We start from the raw sequence: 17,485 nt of genomic DNA, 5'->3' as shown, positions 1-17,485 counted from the left end.
TGACTTGTTCGCATCAGCACGAACAAAATAGGCCAATCGCATAATAACATCCGCCGGCCGCGCCCCGGAGCTTCGCCCCGCGAAATTTCCCGCCCTGCCGGCCCACCCACATGCCCGATCATCCCCCCTCGCTCTGGCAGCGCTGGCTGCGGCCGTACCGCGGCCTGCCGGCCGGCGTCTACATCCAGACGCTGTGCAGCTTCATCAACAACGTCGGCGGCATCTCCAAGCTGTTCCTGCCGCTCTACCTGCGCGAAAGCTACCACCTGCCCTACAGCCAGATCGGCGCGCTGATGGCCTTTTACGGCGCCGGCATGCTGGCCGGCTCGCTGAAGGGCGGCAGCCTGAGCGACCGCTTCGACAGCCGGGCGCTGGCGGTGCTGGCGCTATCGCTGTCCGGCCTGTGCATGCTGTTGCTGGCGCTGCGGATTCCGGTGTGGCTGTTCATGCCGGTGCTGGTGCTGTCCGGCATGGCCGACGGCGGCTTCCGCCCGGTCAACCAGCGGCTGGCGCTGGAGCCGTGCACGCCGCAACAGCGTCCGGTGGCGCAGGGCATGATGCGGGTGGCGTTCAATCTGGGCGTCGCCATCGCCGGCATCAGCAGCGGCTTTCTCGCCGCCTACGGCTACCAGTGGGTCTACGCCGCCAACGCCGGCGGCACGCTGCTGGCCGCCTGCTGGCTGGCCTGGTCGTACAGCCGCCGCCGCGCGCTCACCCTCCCCGTCCGCCGCGATGAGGAAAGCGGCGGCGCGCTGGCGGGCCCTTGGCGCGACGTCAGCTTCCTGCGCAGCATCGCCGCGCTGATCCTGGTGACGCTGGCTTTCGACCAGATGTACGTGACCCTGGCGCTGTTCCTGCGCGAACACTACCAGCTGGGCGCGCAGTGGGTCGGCTACCTGTTCACCGTCAACGGCCTGATGGTGGTGGCGCTGCAGATCCCGATCAGCCGCCGCATCCTGCGCTGGGGGCTGGGGCGCAGCACCCAGCTGGGCATCCTGCTGACCGGCTGTTCCTTCCTGTGGCTGAACGCCGGCCACGGCGCGCCGTGGGCGGTGCTGATGATGGTGACGCTGACTTGCGGCGAGCTGCTGCTGTCGCCGTGCTACGCGCTGCTGGTGATGCACCGCTCCGAAGGCCGGCTGCGCGGCAGCTATCTGGGCCTCTACAACGCCGCCTGGAACGGCCGCACCCTGGTGGCGCCGGCGCTGGGCACCGCGCTGTACGGCCATTTCGGCGGCGCGGCGCTGTGGTGGCTGTGCGCGCTGGCCGCCTGCCTGGGCGTGGCCATCCAGCACGGCGCGCTGAAGAGGATGCTGAGCCCGGCCGCAGCCTGAGCGCGCGCCGGCGGCCAAATAAAACACCCCGCCGGCTTGCGCGGGCGGGGTGCGGGACGGAATCCGGATCAGCCGCGGATTACAGGTCCTTGGCGTTTTCGGCCAGGTAGGAAGCCACGCCTTCGGCGGACGGCTTCATGCCCTTCTTGCCCTTGTTCCAGCCAGCCGGGCACACTTCGCCGTGCTCTTCGGTGAATTGCAGCGCGTCAACCATGCGCAGCATTTCGTCGACGTTGCGGCCCAGCGGCAGGTTGTTCACCACTTGGTGCTGCACCACGCCGGACTTGTCGATCAGGAAGGAGCCGCGGAAAGCGACGCCGCCATCGGCTTCCACGTCGAAGGCCTTGCACAGGTCGTGCTGGATGTCGGCGACCAGGGTGTAGCCGACTTGGCCGATGCCGCCCTTTTCCACCGGGGTGTTGCGCCATGCGGCGTGGGTGAACTGGCTGTCGATGGACACGCCGATCACTTCCACGTTCTTGGCCTTGAAGTCGGCCAGGCGGTGGTCGAAGGCGATCAGTTCGGACGGGCACACGAAGGTGAAGTCCAGCGGGTAGAAGAACACCACGGCGTACTTGCCGGCGGTGGCTTGCTTGAAGGAGTAGTTGTCAACGATCTGACCATCGCCGAGCACGGCGGAGAAGGTTTTTTCACCAGCGAAGAACGGGGCTTGCTTGCCAACGAGTACGGCCATTTGGATCTCCTTAAAGGTCTTGGTATGACAACGCTTCCCTGATCGGGCATCGGAAAACGTCGCGGAATGCGAGGCTTTATAAATCAGCCTGGCCAGGCCCGGCAAATTGTAAATCGATATCGTTGCGATAAAGTTTTGCAATCGGCGCCGGGCGCGCGGCCGGCCGGCGAAACGCCGCTGATCTATCCGACCAAGATGGGGGTGCCGAGTTCAGCTTTCAAGCCCGCTGCCGTCTGCGCGGCCGCCGCCGGGCGCAAAAAAAAACGGACAGCGAACTGTCCGTTTCATCTTGGCTCCGGCCGGGCTCAGGCAGTCGGCTCCGCCTTCTGGCGCAGGCGCAGGTTCAGCTCGCGCAGCTGCTTGTCGTCCACCGCGTTCGGCGCGTTGGTCAGCAGGCACTGGGCGCGCTGGGTCTTGGGGAAGGCGATCACGTCGCGGATCGATTCCGCGCCGCACATCAGCGTCACCAGACGATCCAGGCCGAAAGCCAGGCCGCCGTGCGGCGGCGCGCCGAACTTCAGGTTGTCCAGCAGGAAGCCGAACTTGTTCTGCTGTTCTTCCGGGCTGATCTTCAGCGCGCCGAACACCTTCTCCTGGATGTCGGCGCGGTGGATACGGATGGAGCCGCCGCCGATTTCCCAGCCGTTCAGCACCATGTCGTAGGCGCGGGCCAAGCACTTGCCCGGATCGGTAGCCATCAGATCTTCGTGGCCCGGCTTGGGGCTGGTGAACGGATGGTGGCAGGCGGTCCAGCGGTCGGCTTCCTCGTCGTGTTCGAACATCGGGAAGTCCACCACCCACAGCGGACGCCATTCGCGCACGAAGTAGCCGTCCTTCTCGCCGCGCTCGTGGCCGATCTTGATGCGCAGCGCGCCGATCGCCTCGTTCACCACCTTGGCCTTGTCGGCGCCGAAGAAGATGATGTCGCCGTTTTGCGCGCCGGTGCGCTCGATGATGGCCTTGATGCCGTCGGCGGACAGGAACTTCACGATAGGCGACTGCAGGCCCTCTTCGTTCAGCTTGGTGATGTCATTGACCTTGATGTAGGCCAGGCCCTTGGCGCCGTAGATGGCGACGAACTGGGTGTAGTCGTCGATTTCCTTGCGGCTGATGCCGGCGCCGTTCGGCACGCGCAGGGCCACCACGCGGCCATTGGCCATATCGGCGGCGCCGCGGAACACCTTGAACTCTTCCGACTTCATCACGTCGGTCAGTTCGGTGAACTTCAGCGAAACGCGCATGTCAGGCTTGTCGGAGCCGTAGTAGAACATGGCGTCGCCGTAGGTCATGCGCGGGAAGATCGGCAGCGTCACGCCCAGCACGTCGCTGAAGATCTCCTTCGTCATGGTCTCGGTGATGTCCATGATCTGGTCCTCGTTCAGGAACGAGGTTTCGATATCGATCTGGGTGAATTCAGGCTGGCGGTCGGCGCGCAGGTCTTCGTCGCGGAAGCACTTGGTGATCTGGTAGTAGCGGTCGAAGCCGGCCACCATCAGCAACTGCTTGAACAGCTGCGGCGATTGCGGCAGCGCGAAGAACTCGCCCGGATGCACGCGGGACGGCACCAGGTAATCGCGGGCGCCTTCCGGGGTGGAGCGGGTCAGCATCGGCGTTTCGATGTCGATGAAGCCCTGCTTGTCCAGGTGGTTGCGCACGCCCATCGCCACCTTGTAGCGCAGGCGCAGGTTCTTCTGCATCGCAGGGCGGCGCAGGTCGATCACGCGGTTGGTCAGGCGGACGTTTTCCGACAGGTTCTCGTCGTCGATCTGGAACGGCGGCGTGGCCGCGGCGTTGAGGATCTCGATTTCCTTGGCCAGGATTTCGATCTCGCCGGAGATCATCTTGCTGTTGGCGGTGCCGGCCGGGCGCTCGCGCACGATGCCGCTGATCGACAGCACGTACTCGCCGCGGCTGCTGTCAGCCAGCTTGAATGCTTCCGGGGTGTCCGGATCGATCACTACCTGCACCAGGCCTTCGCGGTCGCGCAGATCGATGAAGATCACGCCGCCGTGGTCGCGGCGGCGGTGCGCCCAGCCCTTCACGGTTACGGTCTGGCCGAGGTATTTTTTATCGATAAGTCCACAGTAATCGGTACGCATTGGGTAAACCTTTTTATTGAATCCGGTGAATCTCCCGCGAGGGAGGAAGGCGTTTAGGGGCTAGACAGGGTGACGGCCTAGCCCTGCCGATTATGTTCGTCATTCAGGCGCGGACGCTGGGCGCCCGGCGGCGGATTGGGCACCACCACGCCCATCGAGATGACGTACTTGAGCGCGTCGTCGACGCTCATGTCCAGTTGGCGAGTGTCGCTGCGCGGCACCACGATGAAATAGCCGGAAGTCGGGTTCGGCGTGGTCGGCACGTACACGCTGACCAGTTCCTCGCCGTTCTCCGCGTGGCGGAGGATTTCCAGGGCCGGCGTGCCGGTCTGAAAGGCCACGGTCCAGGCGTTCTGGTGCGGCCAGCGCACCAAGAGCGCGTTCTTGAACGCGTTGCCGGAATCGGAGAACAGCGTGTCGCTGACCTGCTTGACGCTGTTGTAGATCGAGCGCACCACCGGGGTGCGCGACAGCAGGCCGTGCCAGAAGGCCACCAGCTTGCGGCCCAGCACATTGGCGGCCAGCATGCCGGTGCCCATCACCACCAGCACCGCGAACACCACGCCCAGGCCCGGCACATGGCGGCCGAACAGCGCCTCGGGCCGCCACTCCACCGGCAGCAGCGTCAGCGTCTGGTCCAGCGAGCCGATGATCAGGTTCAGCACCCACAGGGTCACCGCCAGCGGCAGCCAGATCAGCAGGCCGGCGATCAGATACCCCCGCAGGGTCATTTTTATCTTTGGCGATACCGACATCAATCGCAACCGCAGCCGGTGCCGCAGCTATGGCCGCCGGAACTGGCGGCGCCGCCCGCGGCGCTGGAGGAGGAGCCGCCCTTGAAGTCGGTGGCGTACCAGCCCGAGCCCTTCAGCTGGAAGCCGGCGGCCGACAGCTGCTTGTGATAGTCGGCGCTGCCGCAATCGGGACAGGCCGCGAGCGGAGCGTCGCTCAGTTTTTGCAGATGCTCTTTGGCGACGCCGCAGGCGCCGCAACGATATTCATAGATCGGCATAGTTTTATTTCCCCGCCAATTGACCACAATGGCATAATACAACCGGATGCTGCACTGCACCACAGCTGGAACTAAACTGCGCGCAAGGCTGACTGTACAGGTGCGGCCACCTGCTTTCAAACTCAAGTGCGCCGCCTCGCAAACCTGCGATTATATCCGACTGAAACGGCAATACAAAAACCACTTTTACATCATCGCATCGCAACACCGTCCTGCAACGCTATCCCGGAGGTCTACATGGTTTACCAAGAGGGTCAGATGGAAAGCATTCGCAACATTCTCGCCGGCAAGAAGGGACTGATCGTCGGCATCGCCAACGAGAACAGCATAGCCTACGGCTGCGCCAGCGTGCTGCGCCAGCTGGGCGCGGAATGCGCGGTCACCTATCTGAACGAGAAGGCCGAGAAACACGTGCGGCCGCTGGCCGAGGCCTTGCAGGCGCCGCTGTTGCTGCCGCTGGACGTGGAGCAGCCGGAGCAGATGCGCGCGGTGTTCGAACGCATCGCCGGCCACTGGGGTGAACTCGACTTCATCATCCACTCCATCGCCTACTGTCCGGCCGACGACCTGCACGGCCGCGTGGCCGATTGCTCGCTGGCCGGCTTCCAGCAGGCGATGCGGGTATCCTGCTACTCGTTCATCGAAATGGCGCGGCTGGCCGAGCCGCTGATGAAAAAGGGCGGCAGCCTGATCACCATGAGCTACTACGGCGCCGACAAGGTGGTGGAGAACTACAACATCATGGGGCCGGTCAAGGCGGCGCTGGAGAGCGTGTCGCGCTACCTGGCCAACGAGCTCGGCCCCAAGCGCATCCGCGTGCACGCGGTATCGCCCGGCCCGCTGAAAACCCGCGCCGCCTCCGGCATCGCCCATTTCGACCAACTGATCGAAGACGCCATCGCCCGCGCGCCGCAAAACCGCCTGGTCGACATCGAAGAAGTCGGCATGACCTGCGCCTTCCTGATTTCCGACGCCGCCAGCGGCCTGACCGGCCAGACCATTTATGTAGACGGCGGCCACCACATCAAGGCTTGAGGAGCTCAGCATGACCCACGACGACCACGCTTTCGACGACATCCTGCAGCAAGCCCGCCAGCTGGGCGCCCTGCCAATGGCGGTGGCCCACCCCTGCAGCCGCGAATCGCTGCTGGGCGCGGTGGAGGCCGCCGAAAACGGCATCGCCACCCCCATCCTGGTGGCGCCGCTCGCCAAGCTGAAAAAACTGGCCGGCGAACTGGAAATCGACCTCAAGCGCTTCGAATGCATCGATGTCGAGCACAGCCACGCCGCCGCCGAACGGGCGGTTCAACTGGTGCGCGACGGCTACGCCGACATCCTGATGAAGGGCAGCCTGCACACCGACGAGTTCATGAGCGCGGCGCTCGCCCGCGATACCGGCATCCGCACCGACCGGCGCATCAGCCATGTCTGGGTGATGAAGGTGGAAAGCTACCCTCGCTACCTGTTCATCACCGACGCCGCGATCAATATCGAACCGGACCTGGTCACCAAGCGCGACATCTGCCAGAACGCCATCGACCTGACCCACGCGCTGGGCATTCCCTGCCCCAAAGTGGCGATACTGGCGGCGGTGGAAACCATCAATCCGGACATGCGCTCGACGCTGGACGCCGCCGCGCTGTGCAAAATGGCCGACCGCGGCCAGATCACCGGCGCGGTGCTGGACGGTCCGCTGGCCTTCGACAACGCCATCTCCAAGGAAGCCGCCCAGAGCAAGGGCATCGTCTCGGCGGTGGCCGGCGATCCGGACATCCTGCTGGTGCCGGACCTGGAGGCCGGCAATATGCTGGGCAAGCAGCTGACCTATCTGGCCAATGCCGCCTCCGCCGGCATCGTGATGGGCGCGCGCGTGCCGATGGTGCTGACCAGCCGCGCCGACGACGCCAGCGGCCGCCTCGCCTCCAGCGCCATCGCCAATCTGCTGGCCCACACTCGCCGGCAGGACGGAGAACGGCCATGAGCGCCTGCCTGCTGGCCATCAACGCCGGCTCGTCCACGCTGAAGTTCCGCGCGTTCAGCGCCGACGGACAAACGCTGCTGGCGCGCGGCATGGTGGACCGCTTCGGCGCCAAGGACGCCAGGCTGAGCCTGGCCGACGCCAAAGGCCAGCAACTGGACGAGCGCGGTCTCGGCGATGCCGCTCACGACACCGCGCTGGCGGCGGTGCTGCACGGCCTGGCCGACCAAGGCCTGGAAGCGCGGGCGCTGGCGCACCGGGTGGTGCACGGCGGCAGCCGCTTCCTGCAAGCGGTGAAGATAGACGCCGACGTCCGCGCCGCGCTGGACGACTACATCGCGCTGGCGCCGCTGCATCAGCCGGTCAGCCTGGAAGTGATCGACGCCTTCGCCGGCCTGGACAGCCGCCTGCCGCAAATCGCCTGCTTCGACACCGCCTTCCACGCCGGCCAGCCCGCCATCGCCACCCGCTTCGGCATCGCCCGCCACTGGCACGACGAAGGCGTGCGCCGCTACGGCTTTCACGGCCTCTCTTACGCCGCCATCGCCCGCCGCCTGCCGGAGGTGGGCCTCGCCCACGCCAAGGTGGTGGTGTGCCACCTGGGCAGCGGCGCCAGCGCCTGCGCGATCGAATCCGGCCAGAGCGTGGCGTCCAGCATGGGGTTTTCCGCGGTGGACGGCCTGATGATGGGCACCCGCCCCGGCTATATCGACCCCGAGGTGATCCTGTACTGGCAGGAGCACGAGGGCATGGGGGTGAAGGACGTGCGACGCGAGCTGTACAAGAACTCCGGCCTCTTGGGGGTATCGGGCATCTCCGCCGACATGCGCGAACTGCTGGCCAGCGAGCAGCCGGCCGCGCGCGAAGCGGTGGAGCTGTTCTGCTACCGCGCCGCGCGCGAGGCGGCCAGCCTGGCGGCGGCGCTGCGCGGGCTGGACGCGCTGGTTTTCACCGCCGGCATCGGCGAGCATTCCGCCGAGGTGCGCGCCAGGATACTGCAGCAGCTGTCCTGGCTGGGCTTCGAGCTGGACCACGCCGCCAACCTGGCGCACGCGCGCCGGCTCACCACTGCCGGCAGCCGCCTGCCGGCCTATGTGCTGCCCACCGACGAAGAAGGCGAAATGGCCCGCCAGGCGGCGCGGCTGCTGTAGGCGACGAAAAGCCCCCGCGGCGCGAAGCCGGCGGGGGCAGTTCCAAACACAAAAGGCCCCGCGTTGCGGAGCCTTTGCGTATTCTTTTCAGCCTGGGCTGAAGATCAGGCCATTGCCTTGACCTGAGCGGACAGACGGCTCTTGTGACGAGCGGCCTTGTTCTTGTGGAACACGCCCTTGTCTGCAATGCGGTCGATCACTTTTTCGGAAGCGTGGAATACTACCTTAGCGGCAGCCTTGTCACCGGCTTCGATTGCCTTGAGCACTTTCTTAACTGCGGTACGGAACGCAGTACGCAGGCTGGCGTTGTGCGCGCGCTGCTTAAGGGCTGTGCGTGCACGCTTGCGAGCTTGTGCGCTGTTAGCCATGAATCTATCTCCTGATGAGCGGAATCTGAAACTCGCGATTCTAAGCCCTAAACTCAGGTTTTGCAACAATAAACGGGCCGGCGTAAACTAGCGCCCTTGCTCAACCCGCCCTGTGTTGCCTAATTCCCAATGAACCTGCTCAAGGCTCTGGCTGCAGTCAGCAGCATGACCATGGTGTCCCGCGTCCTCGGCCTGGTCCGCGATACCCTGGTTGCACGAACTTTCGGCGCCGGCCTGTCCGCCGACGCTTTCAACGCCGCTTTCAAGATTCCCAACATGCTGCGCCGGCTGTTCGCCGAAGGCGCGTTTTCCCAGGCCTTCGTGCCGATACTGGGCGAATACAAGCAGAACAAGACCCACGAGGAAACCCGCGAGTTCGTCGCCAAGGTGACCGGCGTGCTGGGATCGGTGCTGCTGCTGGTGACCGCGATAGGCATGCTGTTCGCGCCGCTGATCATGTGGATCTCGGCGCCGGGCTTCTACCGCGAGCCGGCCAAGGCGGCGCTGTTCGCCGACATCCTCAGGGTGTCCTTTCCTTATATCTTTTTCATTTCGCTGTCGTCGATGACCGGCAGCATCCTCAACAGCTGGGGCAAGTTCTCGATCCCGGCCTTCACCCCCACCTTCCTGAACCTCAGCTTCATCGTGTTCACGCTGGCCTTCACCCACTACTTCCATCCGCCGATCATGGCGCTGGCCTGGGCGGTGTTCGTCGGCGGCTTGGTGCAGCTGGTATGGCAGCTGCCCTTCCTGAAACAGATAGGCATGCTGGCGCGTCCGGTGTTCGCCTTCCGCGATCCCGAAGTCTGGCGGGTGATCCGCCAGATGGGCCCGGCCATCTTCGGCGTGTCGGTAGCGCAGATCTCGCTGCTGATCAACTCCACCTTCGCCTCCTTCCTGCCCACCGGCAGCGTGTCGTGGATGTATTACGCTGACCGGCTGATGGAATTCCCGTCCGGCGTGCTGGGCGTGGCGCTCGGCACCATCCTGCTGCCGTCCCTGTCCAAGCACGCCGCCAGCAAGTCCGACGCCGAGTTCAGCGTGCTGCTGGACTGGGGCATCCGCCTGTCGCTGCTGTTGGCGGTGCCGGCCACCGTCGGCCTGGGCCTCTTGTCCGGCCCGCTGCTCTACACCATGTTCATGTACGGCAAGTTCAGCGCCCATGACGCGCTGATGTCGCAGCAGGCGGTGATCGCCTACTCCTTCGGCCTCCTGGGGCTGATCCTAGTGAAAGTGCTGGCGCCCGGCTTCTACGCGCGCCAGGACATCAAGACGCCGGTGCGCATCGCGGTGACCACGCTGATCGCCACCCAGGCGATGAACCTGGCCTTCGTGTTTCCGCTCAAGCACGCCGGCCTGGCGCTATCCATCGGCCTGGCCTCCTGCCTGAACGCCGGCCTGTTGATGCACACGCTGCAAAAACGCGGCATCTACCGCCCAGAGGCCGGCTGGAAAAGCTTCCTCGCCAAATTGGCCACCGCCATCGCGGCGATGGCCGCCGCGCTGCTGGCGGCGCAATGGCTGCTGCCAATAGACTGGCACGGCCACGCTTGGCTGCGCGCGCTGTGGCTGCTGCTGCTGGTCGTGATCGGCGCGGTGGTCTACTTCGCCGTGCTGTTCGCGCTGGGCTTCCGCCCGCGCCAATTCATGCGCCGCGAGCATTGAGCATGCGCCGGACGCTTGACTTGCTGCCGCGCGCCGAGCGCCAGGCGGCGGCGGTGCTGCTGGTCAGCAGCCTGTGCATGGTCTGGCTGCAGTATCCGGCCAACCGCTACTGGATGCTGGAAACCCTGGCGCTGGCGCAGCCCCGGGCGGCGGACGCCTTCCGCGCCGCCGTGATCGCCAATCCGCATACCGAGCTGTTCCGCGCCGCCTACTGGGCGCTGGCCAGCATCGCCGGCTATGCGCTGCTGCCGCTGCTGCACATCAAGTTGAAAGGCGAGCGGCTGGCCGACTACGGCGTAGCCTGGCCGGACCGCGCCGCGCTGAAAACCGACCTCAAGCTGTTTCCGCTGTTTTACGCGCTGATGCTGCCGCTGGTGTGGTGGGCGTCGGCGCAGCCCGGCTTTCTGGCGATCTACCCGTTCTTCCGCCTGAGCCCGGGCGAGACGTTGTGGCCGCACTGGCTGCTGTGGGAGCTGCTGTATTTCGCCCAATTCGCCGCGCTGGAGTTCTTCTTCCGCGGCTATATGGTGCACGGCCTGAAGCCGCGCCTCGGCTGGCTGGCGATTTTCGTGATGATCATTCCTTATTGCATGATCCATTTCGAAAAGCCGGCGCTGGAAAGCCTGGCCGCCATTCTCGCCGGCGCGGCGCTGGGCTGGCTCAGCTACCGCTATAAATCAATCTGGCTGGGCGTCGCGCTGCATTGCAGCGTGGCGCTGACCATGGACCTGATGGCGCTATGGCGCAAGGGCCTGCTGTAAAGGAAACCGATATGAGCACACACGCCACTCCCGAACATTCGCCGCTGGGCAAAACCGTCAGCTATCAGGATCAGTACGATCCCAGCCTGCTGTTCCCGATCGCGCGCCAGACCAAGCGCGACGAGATCGGCGTGGCGGAAGCCGCGCTGCCGTTTGCGGGCGTCGACATCTGGACCGGTTTCGAGCTGTCCTGGCTGAACGCGCGCGGCAAGCCGCAAGTCGGCATCGCCACCTTCCGCATCCCCGCCGCCAGCCCCCGGCTGATCGAGTCCAAATCGTTCAAGCTGTACCTGAACAGCTACAACCAGACGCGGATGGACAGCGTGGACGCCCTCGCCGCCCAACTGGCACGCGACCTGACCGACGCCGCCGGCGCGGAAGTCGCCGTCTCCATCGCGCTGCCGCAAGCCTTCGCCGCCGAACAGGTACGCGAACTGGCAGGCGAGTACATCGACGACCTGGACATAGAGGTCGACCACTACGCGCCCTGCCCCGAGATTCTCAAAGCCGACGCCGCCGACATCGTCAGCGAAACCCTGTGCAGCAATCTGCTGAAATCCAACTGCCTGGTCACCGGCCAGCCGGACTGGGGCAGCGTGTCCATCCGCTACACCGGGCCGAAGATAGACCGCGAGGCGCTGCTGCGCTACCTGATCGGCTTCCGCCAGCACAATGAGTTCCACGAGCAATGCGTGGAGCGCATCTTCGTCGACGTGCTGCGCGCCTGCGCGCCGACCGAGCTCACCGTCTACGCCCGCTACACCCGCCGCGGCGGCCTGGACATCAACCCCTGGCGCAGCAACGCCGACGCCGCGCCGACGGACAATATCCGCACCGCGCGGCAGTAAGGGCCCGCGTTGGCCAAAACAAAAGGGATGCCTGCCGGCATCCCTTTTTTATGCGCCTGGCCCGGCGTCAGAACGGCGCCGGCGCCTCGAATTCCATTTCCTCGAAAGTCACCGGGTGGCGCAACACCAGCCGGGACGCGTGCAGCAGCAGGCGGTCGGCCTTGGCCAGCGCCTCCGGCGGCGCGTAGATGTCGTCGCCCAGGATCGGGTGGCCCATGTCCAGGTGCAGCATGTGCATGCGCAGCTGGTGGGCGCGGCCGGTTTGCGGGTCCAGCTCCACCCGGGTGATGTCGCGGCCGGTGTCGCGCGAAATCACGCGGAAATGGGTGATGGCTTCCTTGCCGTGCTCCAGGTCTACTTTCTGCCGCGGCCGGTTCGGCCAATCGATGAGCAGCGGCAGGTCGATGACGCCGCTGTTGTTCTCGACGATACCGTCCACCACCGCGATGTAGCGCTTCTTCACCTTGCGCTCCATGAAGGCGATCGACAGCGCGCGCTGCATCTCCGGGCCGCGCCCCATCACCACCAGGCCGGAAGTGGCCATGTCCAGCCGGTGCACAGTCAGCGCGTCCGGATACGCCTTCTGCGCGCGGCTGATCAGGCAGTCGGCCTTGTCCTCGCCGCGCCCCGGCACCGACAACAGGCCGCTGGGCTTATCCAGCACCAGGAGGCAGCTGTCGGCGTAGATCACGGAAAGGCCGGTGTCCGGCGGCGGATTGTAGTGTTCCAGATTATGTCTTTGCATGGCTAACGGCTTTGAAAATCGATTGGCGGCGATTATCGGCGCTAAAGCCTTTCGCCACAAGCTGTTACCGTCTTTTCTCCGCGGCGCTGTCACTTGAAATCCCGGCGAGCTGCCGTCACCCTGTCCTGACAAGACGACAAAGGACGCATCATGACGGAACGCTTCTATCAAGACCCCTACCAGACCCGCCTGTCCACCCGCGTGCTGTTCCACGACGACGCGGGCTTGATCCTGGAAGACACGCTGTGCTACCCGCTGGGCGGCGGCCAGCCTGGAGACAGCGCCATGCTGACGCTGGCCGACGGCGCCGCGCTGCGCATCGCCGACACCCGCCGCGACCGCGATACCCGCGCCATCCTGCACCAGACCGACGGCGACGCCCGCCTCGCGCCGGGAACCGAAGTGACGCTGGAGCTGGACTGGGAACGCCGCTACCGCCACATGCGCATCCACACCTGTCTGCATTTGCTGGGCGTGGTGATCCAGGCCGGCGTCACAGGCGGCAACATGACCGCCGAATCCGGCCGCCTGGACTTCGCGCTGCCGGAAGGCATGGAGCTGGACAAGGAGCATATCGAGGCCGAGCTGAACCGGCTGGTGGCCGCCGACCTGCCGCTCGCGGTGAAAATGACCAGCGGCGAAGCGTTGAAGGCCCAGCCGGAGCTGATCCGCACCATGTCGGTGACGCCGCCTCTGCACCTGCCGGAAATCCGGCTGATCGAAGTAGAGGGCGTGGACCTGCAGCCCTGCGGCGGCACCCATGTGGCGCGCACCGGCGAAGTCGGCCGGGTGCGGGTGAAAAAGATAGAGAGCAAGGGGGCCCGCAACAAGCGGGTGGTGGTGGAGCTGGCGGATTAAGCGAAAACGGGAGCCTTGGCTCCCGTTTGCGCATGCGGCCGGCGGCTCAACGCGCGTCCAGCGCCATTTCGTGTTCCGGCTGCTCCGGCTTCTCGTCCAGCGTCATCCGGTGCAGCCACGGCGCGATGATGATGGTGAGCAGCGCGATCGCCCCGGTCACCACGCCGATCTGGGTGAACACGCGGCTGTAGATCTCCAGCGTGGCCAGCGGGCTGGTGACGTTGTCCGGCGCGGCGGTCAGGCCCGCCACCCAGCCGGCGATCACCGACGACGCGGCCGAGGTCAGGAACCATGCGCCCATGATGAAGCCCATCAGACGCTGCGGCACCAATTGCGCCACCATCGCCAGGCCCAGGCCGGAAATCAGCAATTCGCCCACGCTCTGCAACAGATAGCTCAACACCATCCAGTTGGACGATACCAGGCCTTGCGCGTTGGCGTACTTGGCGCCCAGCGGCAGCACCAGGAAGGCGCCGGCGCACAGCACCATGCCGATCGCGAACTTGTGCGGCATCGGCAGCCGGTTGCCCAGCTTGTTGTAGCAGACGGCGAGCAAAGGGCTGGCCAGCATGATCCAGAACGGATTCAGCGATTGGAACTGCTCCGGCTGCACCGGGATGCCGAACAGCGTGTGCTCGGTATTGTGGATGGCGAAGAAGTTCAGCGACAGCGGCATCTGGTTATACAGCACGAAGAACACCGTCGCCTGCAGCATCAGGACGGCGGCCACAATCATCTTCTTGCGCTCGGCGCCCTTCAGCAGCAGCGTTTCCTTCACGTACAGACCCACCACGCCGATCGACAGCGCGGCCAGCACCACGTTGGCGATGATCTCGTGCTTCAGCAGCAGCGCGGCGGCGCCACAGGCGACCACCACCCCGGCCAGCACCGCCAGCCAGGTGGACAGCTTGGGTTGGCGGAAGTCGGCGTCGGAACCGTAATGCTTCACCCAGCCCTGCATCAGCAGGAAGTTGGCGACAGTGATCAGCATGCCCACCACCGACAACGCGAAGGCGTGGGCGTAGCCGAACTTGTCGGCCAGCCACGGCGTGGCCAGCATCGACAGCAGCGAGCCGATGTTGATCGCCATGTAGTACATGGTGAAGGCGCCATCCAGCCGCGGATCGTTTTCCTCGTAGCACTTGGACAGCAGCGACGACGGGTTGGCCTTGAACAGGCCGTTGCCCACCGCGATGGTGCCCATGCCCAGGTAGAGCAGGCCGATATGCTCGGCCGACGCGGTCACCATCCCGTAGCCGGCGGCCAGCACCAGCGCGCCCAGCAGTATGGTCCGCTTGGTGCCCAGCACCTTGTCGCCCAGCCAGCCGCCGACGGCGATCAGGCCGTACACCAGCGCGATGAAGGACGAGAACAGCGTGAACGAGTCAGCCTCGCGCAGACCCAGCGCCTTGACGAGGTAGACGGCCAGAATGCCCTGCAGGCCGTAGAAACCGAAACGTTCCCAGAATTCGATCGAGAAGATCAGGTAAAACGGCTTGGGCTGCCGCAGGGGGTTGAGCGCGGTCGACGTCATGAATAAGTTCCTCGCGATGCCACGGCTGCGATGCCCTGAAGGGCCTCCACGGCGGCAACGACGACGACGGACGCTCAGCGCGCCGGCCGTTGCCGGTCGCGCCAAGATGGGACAGACAGTGGTCACTACTGAAAAATTAAGCAAACTTCCGCCATCAATCAGAAAAACACCGAAATTGCAGGCATCAATCGATGAAAGATAGCATTCAGGAACTATTGATGAAGCATATGGACCTTGCTGTCAATGCGGGATGCCGCCAACAGGCCAAAATATCCCAACAGCACTGGCAACATATAGTTAAGCATTAGATAATTTAACGTGGAAATTATTATTTTTCACAGCAAATACGATTTATATTTCTTTTTGTAAGAAATTTAAGCATTTAATTGCAATTTTAAGCGGCGCATTGAAATCACCCCCTTGCCGCCCCTGGCGGGTCCGGCATCGCACAACCTGGCCAAAAGAACAGGACAGCCGGCATCCCCACGGACTATTCCTCCAAGTACATGCCAGAAGAAAGGACGCCCGCCATGCCGCTGCCCCGCCTCAGCCTCGCGCTGCTGTGCCTGCTCGCCTTGCCAGTCCGCGCCGCGCCGAATCCGACTTTCGATCCCACCCCGCTGCCCTGGCAGGAACTGGCGGCCCGCCTGCGCCACACCTATTACACCGGCGGCGTCCACAATGAAAAATGGTGCCTGCCACCGTTCAACTGCACCTATCCGCGCAGCCCCGGCCAGCCCAGCAACCCGCTGTTCCCCAAATGGTGGGTCAGCGACTGGACCATGTACCGGGTGTTCAAGAACTACGAGCAATACCCGCCGCCGTACAGCTCTCCACCGGCCGGCCTGAGCCCCGACGATTATGAAGTGTCCTACGGCGCCAGCTACTACGACGCCAGCTACGTACCGGCCGACGGCGACGGCAAGGGCGCGATGATGGAACACTACGAGAAGCGCTGCTTGCCCATTTTTCCCGGCAGCAACCACTACAGCTGCAGCTTCGTCTCGCTGGGCAACAAGGCCTATTTCCTGACCTACGCCGACCGCCTGCCGGGCATGCCGCAATGCTGCCAGTTCTCGCTGAACAACCATCCGCCGCGGCAGGACTTCATCCGCCACCTGCCGTACAACAAGGCGGAAAGCAGCCACCTGGACAACAGCCTGCAAGCCTATTCGCGGCTGGTCGGTCCGCAGAAGATCCTGTTCGGCTACGCCTTCTACAAGCAGGCCGCCCCCGACGCCGACGGCGGCAAGCCTTATCGCCATCCGCAATCGTTCTACTTCTCCGGCGACCCCAGCCCGGAGCCGGACGCGCCCATCGTCAGCCAGAACTACAGCCACTTCCGCGCCGAAAAGCCCGATCCGGCGCAAACCTGGGACCAGGTGGCGCAAATGTGCCCGGCCAAGCCGCAGTGGTGCTGCCTGTTCGCCAGCGACTGTCCGGACAAGCCGGCCACGCCGGACGAAAACAATCCCAAGTCCTGGGCCACCGCCCGGCCCTAGGCCAGCAAGGCGGCCAGCAGCCGCTCTTGCGCGGCCGCTTGCCGCCGCAGCGAATCGGCGAAGCGTCCCGGCAGCGGCGACGCCGGCCGATATTGCGGCAGGGCCAGTTGCACGCTGAAGGGGATGGATGCGGCCAGCGGCCTAGCCACCAGGCCATCGCCGGCCTCGGCCAACGCGGTCAGCGGGTTGACGATGGCCACGCCCAGCCCCAGCCGCACCATCGCGCACACCGAGGCGGCGCTGTGGCTGGACAGCTGCATGCGCCGCGACACCCCCTCGCGCGCGAACCAGGCATCCACCTGCTGGCGGTAGCTGTCGCTGGCGGCCAGGCTGATGAAGGACAGCCCGGCGAAGTCGGCCGCCTCCAGCCTGCGCTTGGCCGCCAGCGGATGGCCAGCCGGCAGCACGCACACTTCATCGCCCTGCCACAGCGTCTGCGTCTGGCAACCGGCCGGCGCCTGCTGCTGCTCGGTCAGCCCCAGATCGAAGCGCTGCGCCGCCAGCCAATCCTCCAGCCATGGCGACTCCTGCGGGCTGATGTCTATGCCGACATCGGGAAATCCGGCGACAAAGTCGGCGCACGCTGCCGGCAGCAGCGTCTGGGCGAACACCGGCAGGCAGGCGATGGCGAGCTGGCCTCCGGCGAACTGGCGGATCGCCGCCGCGCTGCCGACGATGCGCTCCAGGCCGATGAAGCTGCGCTCCACTTCGGCAAACAGCTGCAAGGCTTGCTGGGTGGGCCGCAGCCGTCCCCGGCTGCGTTCGAACAGCGCCAGCCCCAGCAATTGCTCGCAACGCGCCAGCTCGCGGCTGACCGTGGGTTGCGAGGTATGCAGCAGCCGCGCGGCGCCGCTGACGCTGCCGCTGGTCATCACCGCGCGGAACACTTCGATATGACGCAGATTGACGGACACAGCCGCTCCCCCTGGAAATCAG

General features: G+C 65.1%; 17 protein-coding genes. 9 read left to right on the top strand and 8 right to left on the bottom strand.

Annotated features, from left to right (window positions below):
* Positions 1-110 precede the first annotated feature (110 nt).
* Entirely contained in the window at positions 111-1,334 is a 1,224-nt protein-coding gene (locus tag U6115_RS05715) for an MFS transporter (RefSeq protein WP_043576671.1), read from the top strand.
* Positions 1,335-1,413: 79 nt separating this feature from the next.
* Here the strand turns inward: U6115_RS05715 and U6115_RS05710 are convergent, their stop codons facing one another.
* The 4 genes from U6115_RS05710 to U6115_RS05695 form a co-directional block, all read right to left on the bottom strand.
* On the bottom strand, positions 1,414-2,028 hold the full coding sequence (locus tag U6115_RS05710; RefSeq protein ID WP_043576674.1) for a peroxiredoxin: 615 nt from the start codon (positions 2,026-2,028) through the stop codon (positions 1,414-1,416).
* Between the two features lie 305 nt (positions 2,029-2,333).
* Positions 2,334-4,127: an aspartate--tRNA ligase gene (gene aspS, locus U6115_RS05705; RefSeq protein WP_043576676.1), complete on the bottom strand. Its 1,794-nt coding sequence runs from the start codon at positions 4,125-4,127 to the stop codon at positions 2,334-2,336.
* A gap of 77 nt (positions 4,128-4,204) precedes the next feature.
* On the bottom strand, positions 4,205-4,858 hold the full coding sequence (locus U6115_RS05700) for a DUF502 domain-containing protein (RefSeq protein WP_230623388.1): 654 nt from the start codon (positions 4,856-4,858) through the stop codon (positions 4,205-4,207).
* Between the two features lie 23 nt (positions 4,859-4,881).
* Positions 4,882-5,139: an FmdB family zinc ribbon protein gene (locus U6115_RS05695; RefSeq protein ID WP_043576678.1), complete on the bottom strand. Its 258-nt coding sequence runs from the start codon at positions 5,137-5,139 to the stop codon at positions 4,882-4,884.
* Positions 5,140-5,397: 258 nt separating this feature from the next.
* On the opposite strand from U6115_RS05695, the gene fabI reads away from it, so the two are divergent.
* Genes fabI through U6115_RS05680 form a run of 3 tightly spaced genes read left to right on the top strand, consistent with a single transcriptional unit; the run spans position 5,398 to position 8,268 of the window.
* A complete protein-coding gene (fabI, locus tag U6115_RS05690) occupies positions 5,398-6,174 on the top strand; it encodes an enoyl-ACP reductase FabI (protein ID WP_043576763.1) in 777 nt (258 codons plus the stop codon).
* A gap of 10 nt (positions 6,175-6,184) precedes the next feature.
* Positions 6,185-7,120: a phosphate acetyltransferase gene (locus tag U6115_RS05685; protein WP_043576682.1), complete on the top strand. Its 936-nt coding sequence runs from the start codon at positions 6,185-6,187 to the stop codon at positions 7,118-7,120.
* Positions 7,117-8,268 carry an acetate/propionate family kinase gene (locus U6115_RS05680; protein WP_043576685.1) on the top strand — a complete coding sequence of 384 codons (1,152 nt, stop codon included), beginning with the start codon at positions 7,117-7,119 and terminating at the stop codon, positions 8,266-8,268. The genes U6115_RS05685 and U6115_RS05680 overlap by 4 nt, the downstream gene beginning before the upstream one ends.
* A 104-nt stretch (positions 8,269-8,372) precedes the next feature.
* Here the strand turns inward: U6115_RS05680 and rpsT are convergent, their stop codons facing one another.
* The gene (gene rpsT, locus U6115_RS05675; RefSeq protein ID WP_043576687.1) at positions 8,373-8,636 is read right to left on the bottom strand and encodes a 30S ribosomal protein S20; all 264 of its coding nucleotides are present in this window, start codon (positions 8,634-8,636) and stop codon (positions 8,373-8,375) included.
* Between the two features lie 129 nt (positions 8,637-8,765).
* On the opposite strand from rpsT, the gene murJ reads away from it, so the two are divergent.
* The 3 genes from murJ to queF are packed head-to-tail and all read left to right on the top strand — an operon-like array spanning position 8,766 to position 11,910.
* A complete protein-coding gene (gene murJ / locus U6115_RS05670; protein ID WP_043576690.1) occupies positions 8,766-10,301 on the top strand; it encodes a murein biosynthesis integral membrane protein MurJ in 1,536 nt (511 codons plus the stop codon).
* Positions 10,302-10,303: 2 nt separating this feature from the next.
* Positions 10,304-11,062: a CPBP family glutamic-type intramembrane protease gene (locus U6115_RS05665; protein WP_052258109.1), complete on the top strand. Its 759-nt coding sequence runs from the start codon at positions 10,304-10,306 to the stop codon at positions 11,060-11,062.
* Between the two features lie 11 nt (positions 11,063-11,073).
* Complete coding sequence (queF, locus tag U6115_RS05660) at positions 11,074-11,910, top strand: NADPH-dependent 7-cyano-7-deazaguanine reductase QueF (protein WP_043576692.1); 837 nt, start codon at positions 11,074-11,076, stop codon at positions 11,908-11,910.
* Between the two features lie 67 nt (positions 11,911-11,977).
* Here queF and U6115_RS05655 read toward each other — a convergent pair whose 3' ends face one another.
* Positions 11,978-12,655, bottom strand: coding sequence for a pseudouridine synthase (locus U6115_RS05655; protein WP_043576695.1), 678 nt, complete (start codon positions 12,653-12,655; stop codon positions 11,978-11,980).
* A gap of 150 nt (positions 12,656-12,805) precedes the next feature.
* Between U6115_RS05655 and U6115_RS05650 the strand changes: the two genes are divergently transcribed.
* Positions 12,806-13,513, top strand: coding sequence for an alanyl-tRNA editing protein (locus U6115_RS05650; RefSeq protein ID WP_043576697.1), 708 nt, complete (start codon positions 12,806-12,808; stop codon positions 13,511-13,513).
* A gap of 46 nt (positions 13,514-13,559) precedes the next feature.
* Here the strand turns inward: U6115_RS05650 and dtpA are convergent, their stop codons facing one another.
* Entirely contained in the window at positions 13,560-15,047 is a 1,488-nt protein-coding gene (gene dtpA / locus U6115_RS05645) for a dipeptide/tripeptide permease DtpA (RefSeq protein ID WP_043576699.1), read from the bottom strand.
* A gap of 530 nt (positions 15,048-15,577) precedes the next feature.
* Between dtpA and U6115_RS05640 the strand changes: the two genes are divergently transcribed.
* Positions 15,578-16,549, top strand: coding sequence for a hypothetical protein (locus U6115_RS05640; RefSeq protein ID WP_052258110.1), 972 nt, complete (start codon positions 15,578-15,580; stop codon positions 16,547-16,549).
* Here U6115_RS05640 and U6115_RS05635 read toward each other — a convergent pair.
* Positions 16,546-17,463, bottom strand: a complete 918-nt coding sequence (locus U6115_RS05635) for a LysR family transcriptional regulator (protein WP_043576701.1) — start codon at positions 17,461-17,463, stop codon at positions 16,546-16,548. The genes U6115_RS05640 and U6115_RS05635 overlap by 4 nt on opposite strands.
* Positions 17,464-17,485 lie beyond the last annotated feature (22 nt).

Origin of the sequence: Chromobacterium subtsugae (genome assembly GCF_035919665.1) — a bacterium.
Taxonomy (GTDB): Bacteria; Pseudomonadota; Gammaproteobacteria; order Burkholderiales; family Chromobacteriaceae; genus Chromobacterium; species Chromobacterium subtsugae.
The sequence above is the reverse complement of the archived record's forward strand: the minus strand, read 5'-3'. Positions and strand labels throughout refer to the sequence as shown.

What these genes read in the sequence shown, in the direction of transcription:
- U6115_RS05655 (WP_043576695.1), bottom strand. Translation starts at nt 12,655, where the DNA reads ATGCAAAGACATAATCTGGAACACTACAATCCGCCGCCGGACACCGGC.
- fabI (WP_043576763.1), top strand. Translation starts at nt 5,398, where the DNA reads ATGGAAAGCATTCGCAACATTCTCGCCGGCAAGAAGGGACTGATCGTC.
- queF (WP_043576692.1), top strand. Translation starts at nt 11,074, where the DNA reads ATGAGCACACACGCCACTCCCGAACATTCGCCGCTGGGCAAAACCGTC.
- U6115_RS05695 (WP_043576678.1), bottom strand. Translation starts at nt 5,139, where the DNA reads ATGCCGATCTATGAATATCGTTGCGGCGCCTGCGGCGTCGCCAAAGAG.
- U6115_RS05680 (WP_043576685.1), top strand. Translation starts at nt 7,117, where the DNA reads ATGAGCGCCTGCCTGCTGGCCATCAACGCCGGCTCGTCCACGCTGAAG.
- U6115_RS05640 (WP_052258110.1), top strand. Translation starts at nt 15,578, where the DNA reads ATGCCGCTGCCCCGCCTCAGCCTCGCGCTGCTGTGCCTGCTCGCCTTG.
- dtpA (WP_043576699.1), bottom strand. Translation starts at nt 15,047, where the DNA reads ATGACGTCGACCGCGCTCAACCCCCTGCGGCAGCCCAAGCCGTTTTAC.
- aspS (WP_043576676.1), bottom strand. Translation starts at nt 4,127, where the DNA reads ATGCGTACCGATTACTGTGGACTTATCGATAAAAAATACCTCGGCCAG.
- U6115_RS05715 (WP_043576671.1), top strand. Translation starts at nt 111, where the DNA reads ATGCCCGATCATCCCCCCTCGCTCTGGCAGCGCTGGCTGCGGCCGTAC.
- U6115_RS05650 (WP_043576697.1), top strand. Translation starts at nt 12,806, where the DNA reads ATGACGGAACGCTTCTATCAAGACCCCTACCAGACCCGCCTGTCCACC.
- U6115_RS05710 (WP_043576674.1), bottom strand. Translation starts at nt 2,028, where the DNA reads ATGGCCGTACTCGTTGGCAAGCAAGCCCCGTTCTTCGCTGGTGAAAAA.
- U6115_RS05685 (WP_043576682.1), top strand. Translation starts at nt 6,185, where the DNA reads ATGACCCACGACGACCACGCTTTCGACGACATCCTGCAGCAAGCCCGC.
- murJ (WP_043576690.1), top strand. Translation starts at nt 8,766, where the DNA reads ATGAACCTGCTCAAGGCTCTGGCTGCAGTCAGCAGCATGACCATGGTG.
- U6115_RS05665 (WP_052258109.1), top strand. Translation starts at nt 10,304, where the DNA reads ATGCGCCGGACGCTTGACTTGCTGCCGCGCGCCGAGCGCCAGGCGGCG.
- U6115_RS05700 (WP_230623388.1), bottom strand. Translation starts at nt 4,858, where the DNA reads ATGACCCTGCGGGGGTATCTGATCGCCGGCCTGCTGATCTGGCTGCCG.
- rpsT (WP_043576687.1), bottom strand. Translation starts at nt 8,636, where the DNA reads ATGGCTAACAGCGCACAAGCTCGCAAGCGTGCACGCACAGCCCTTAAG.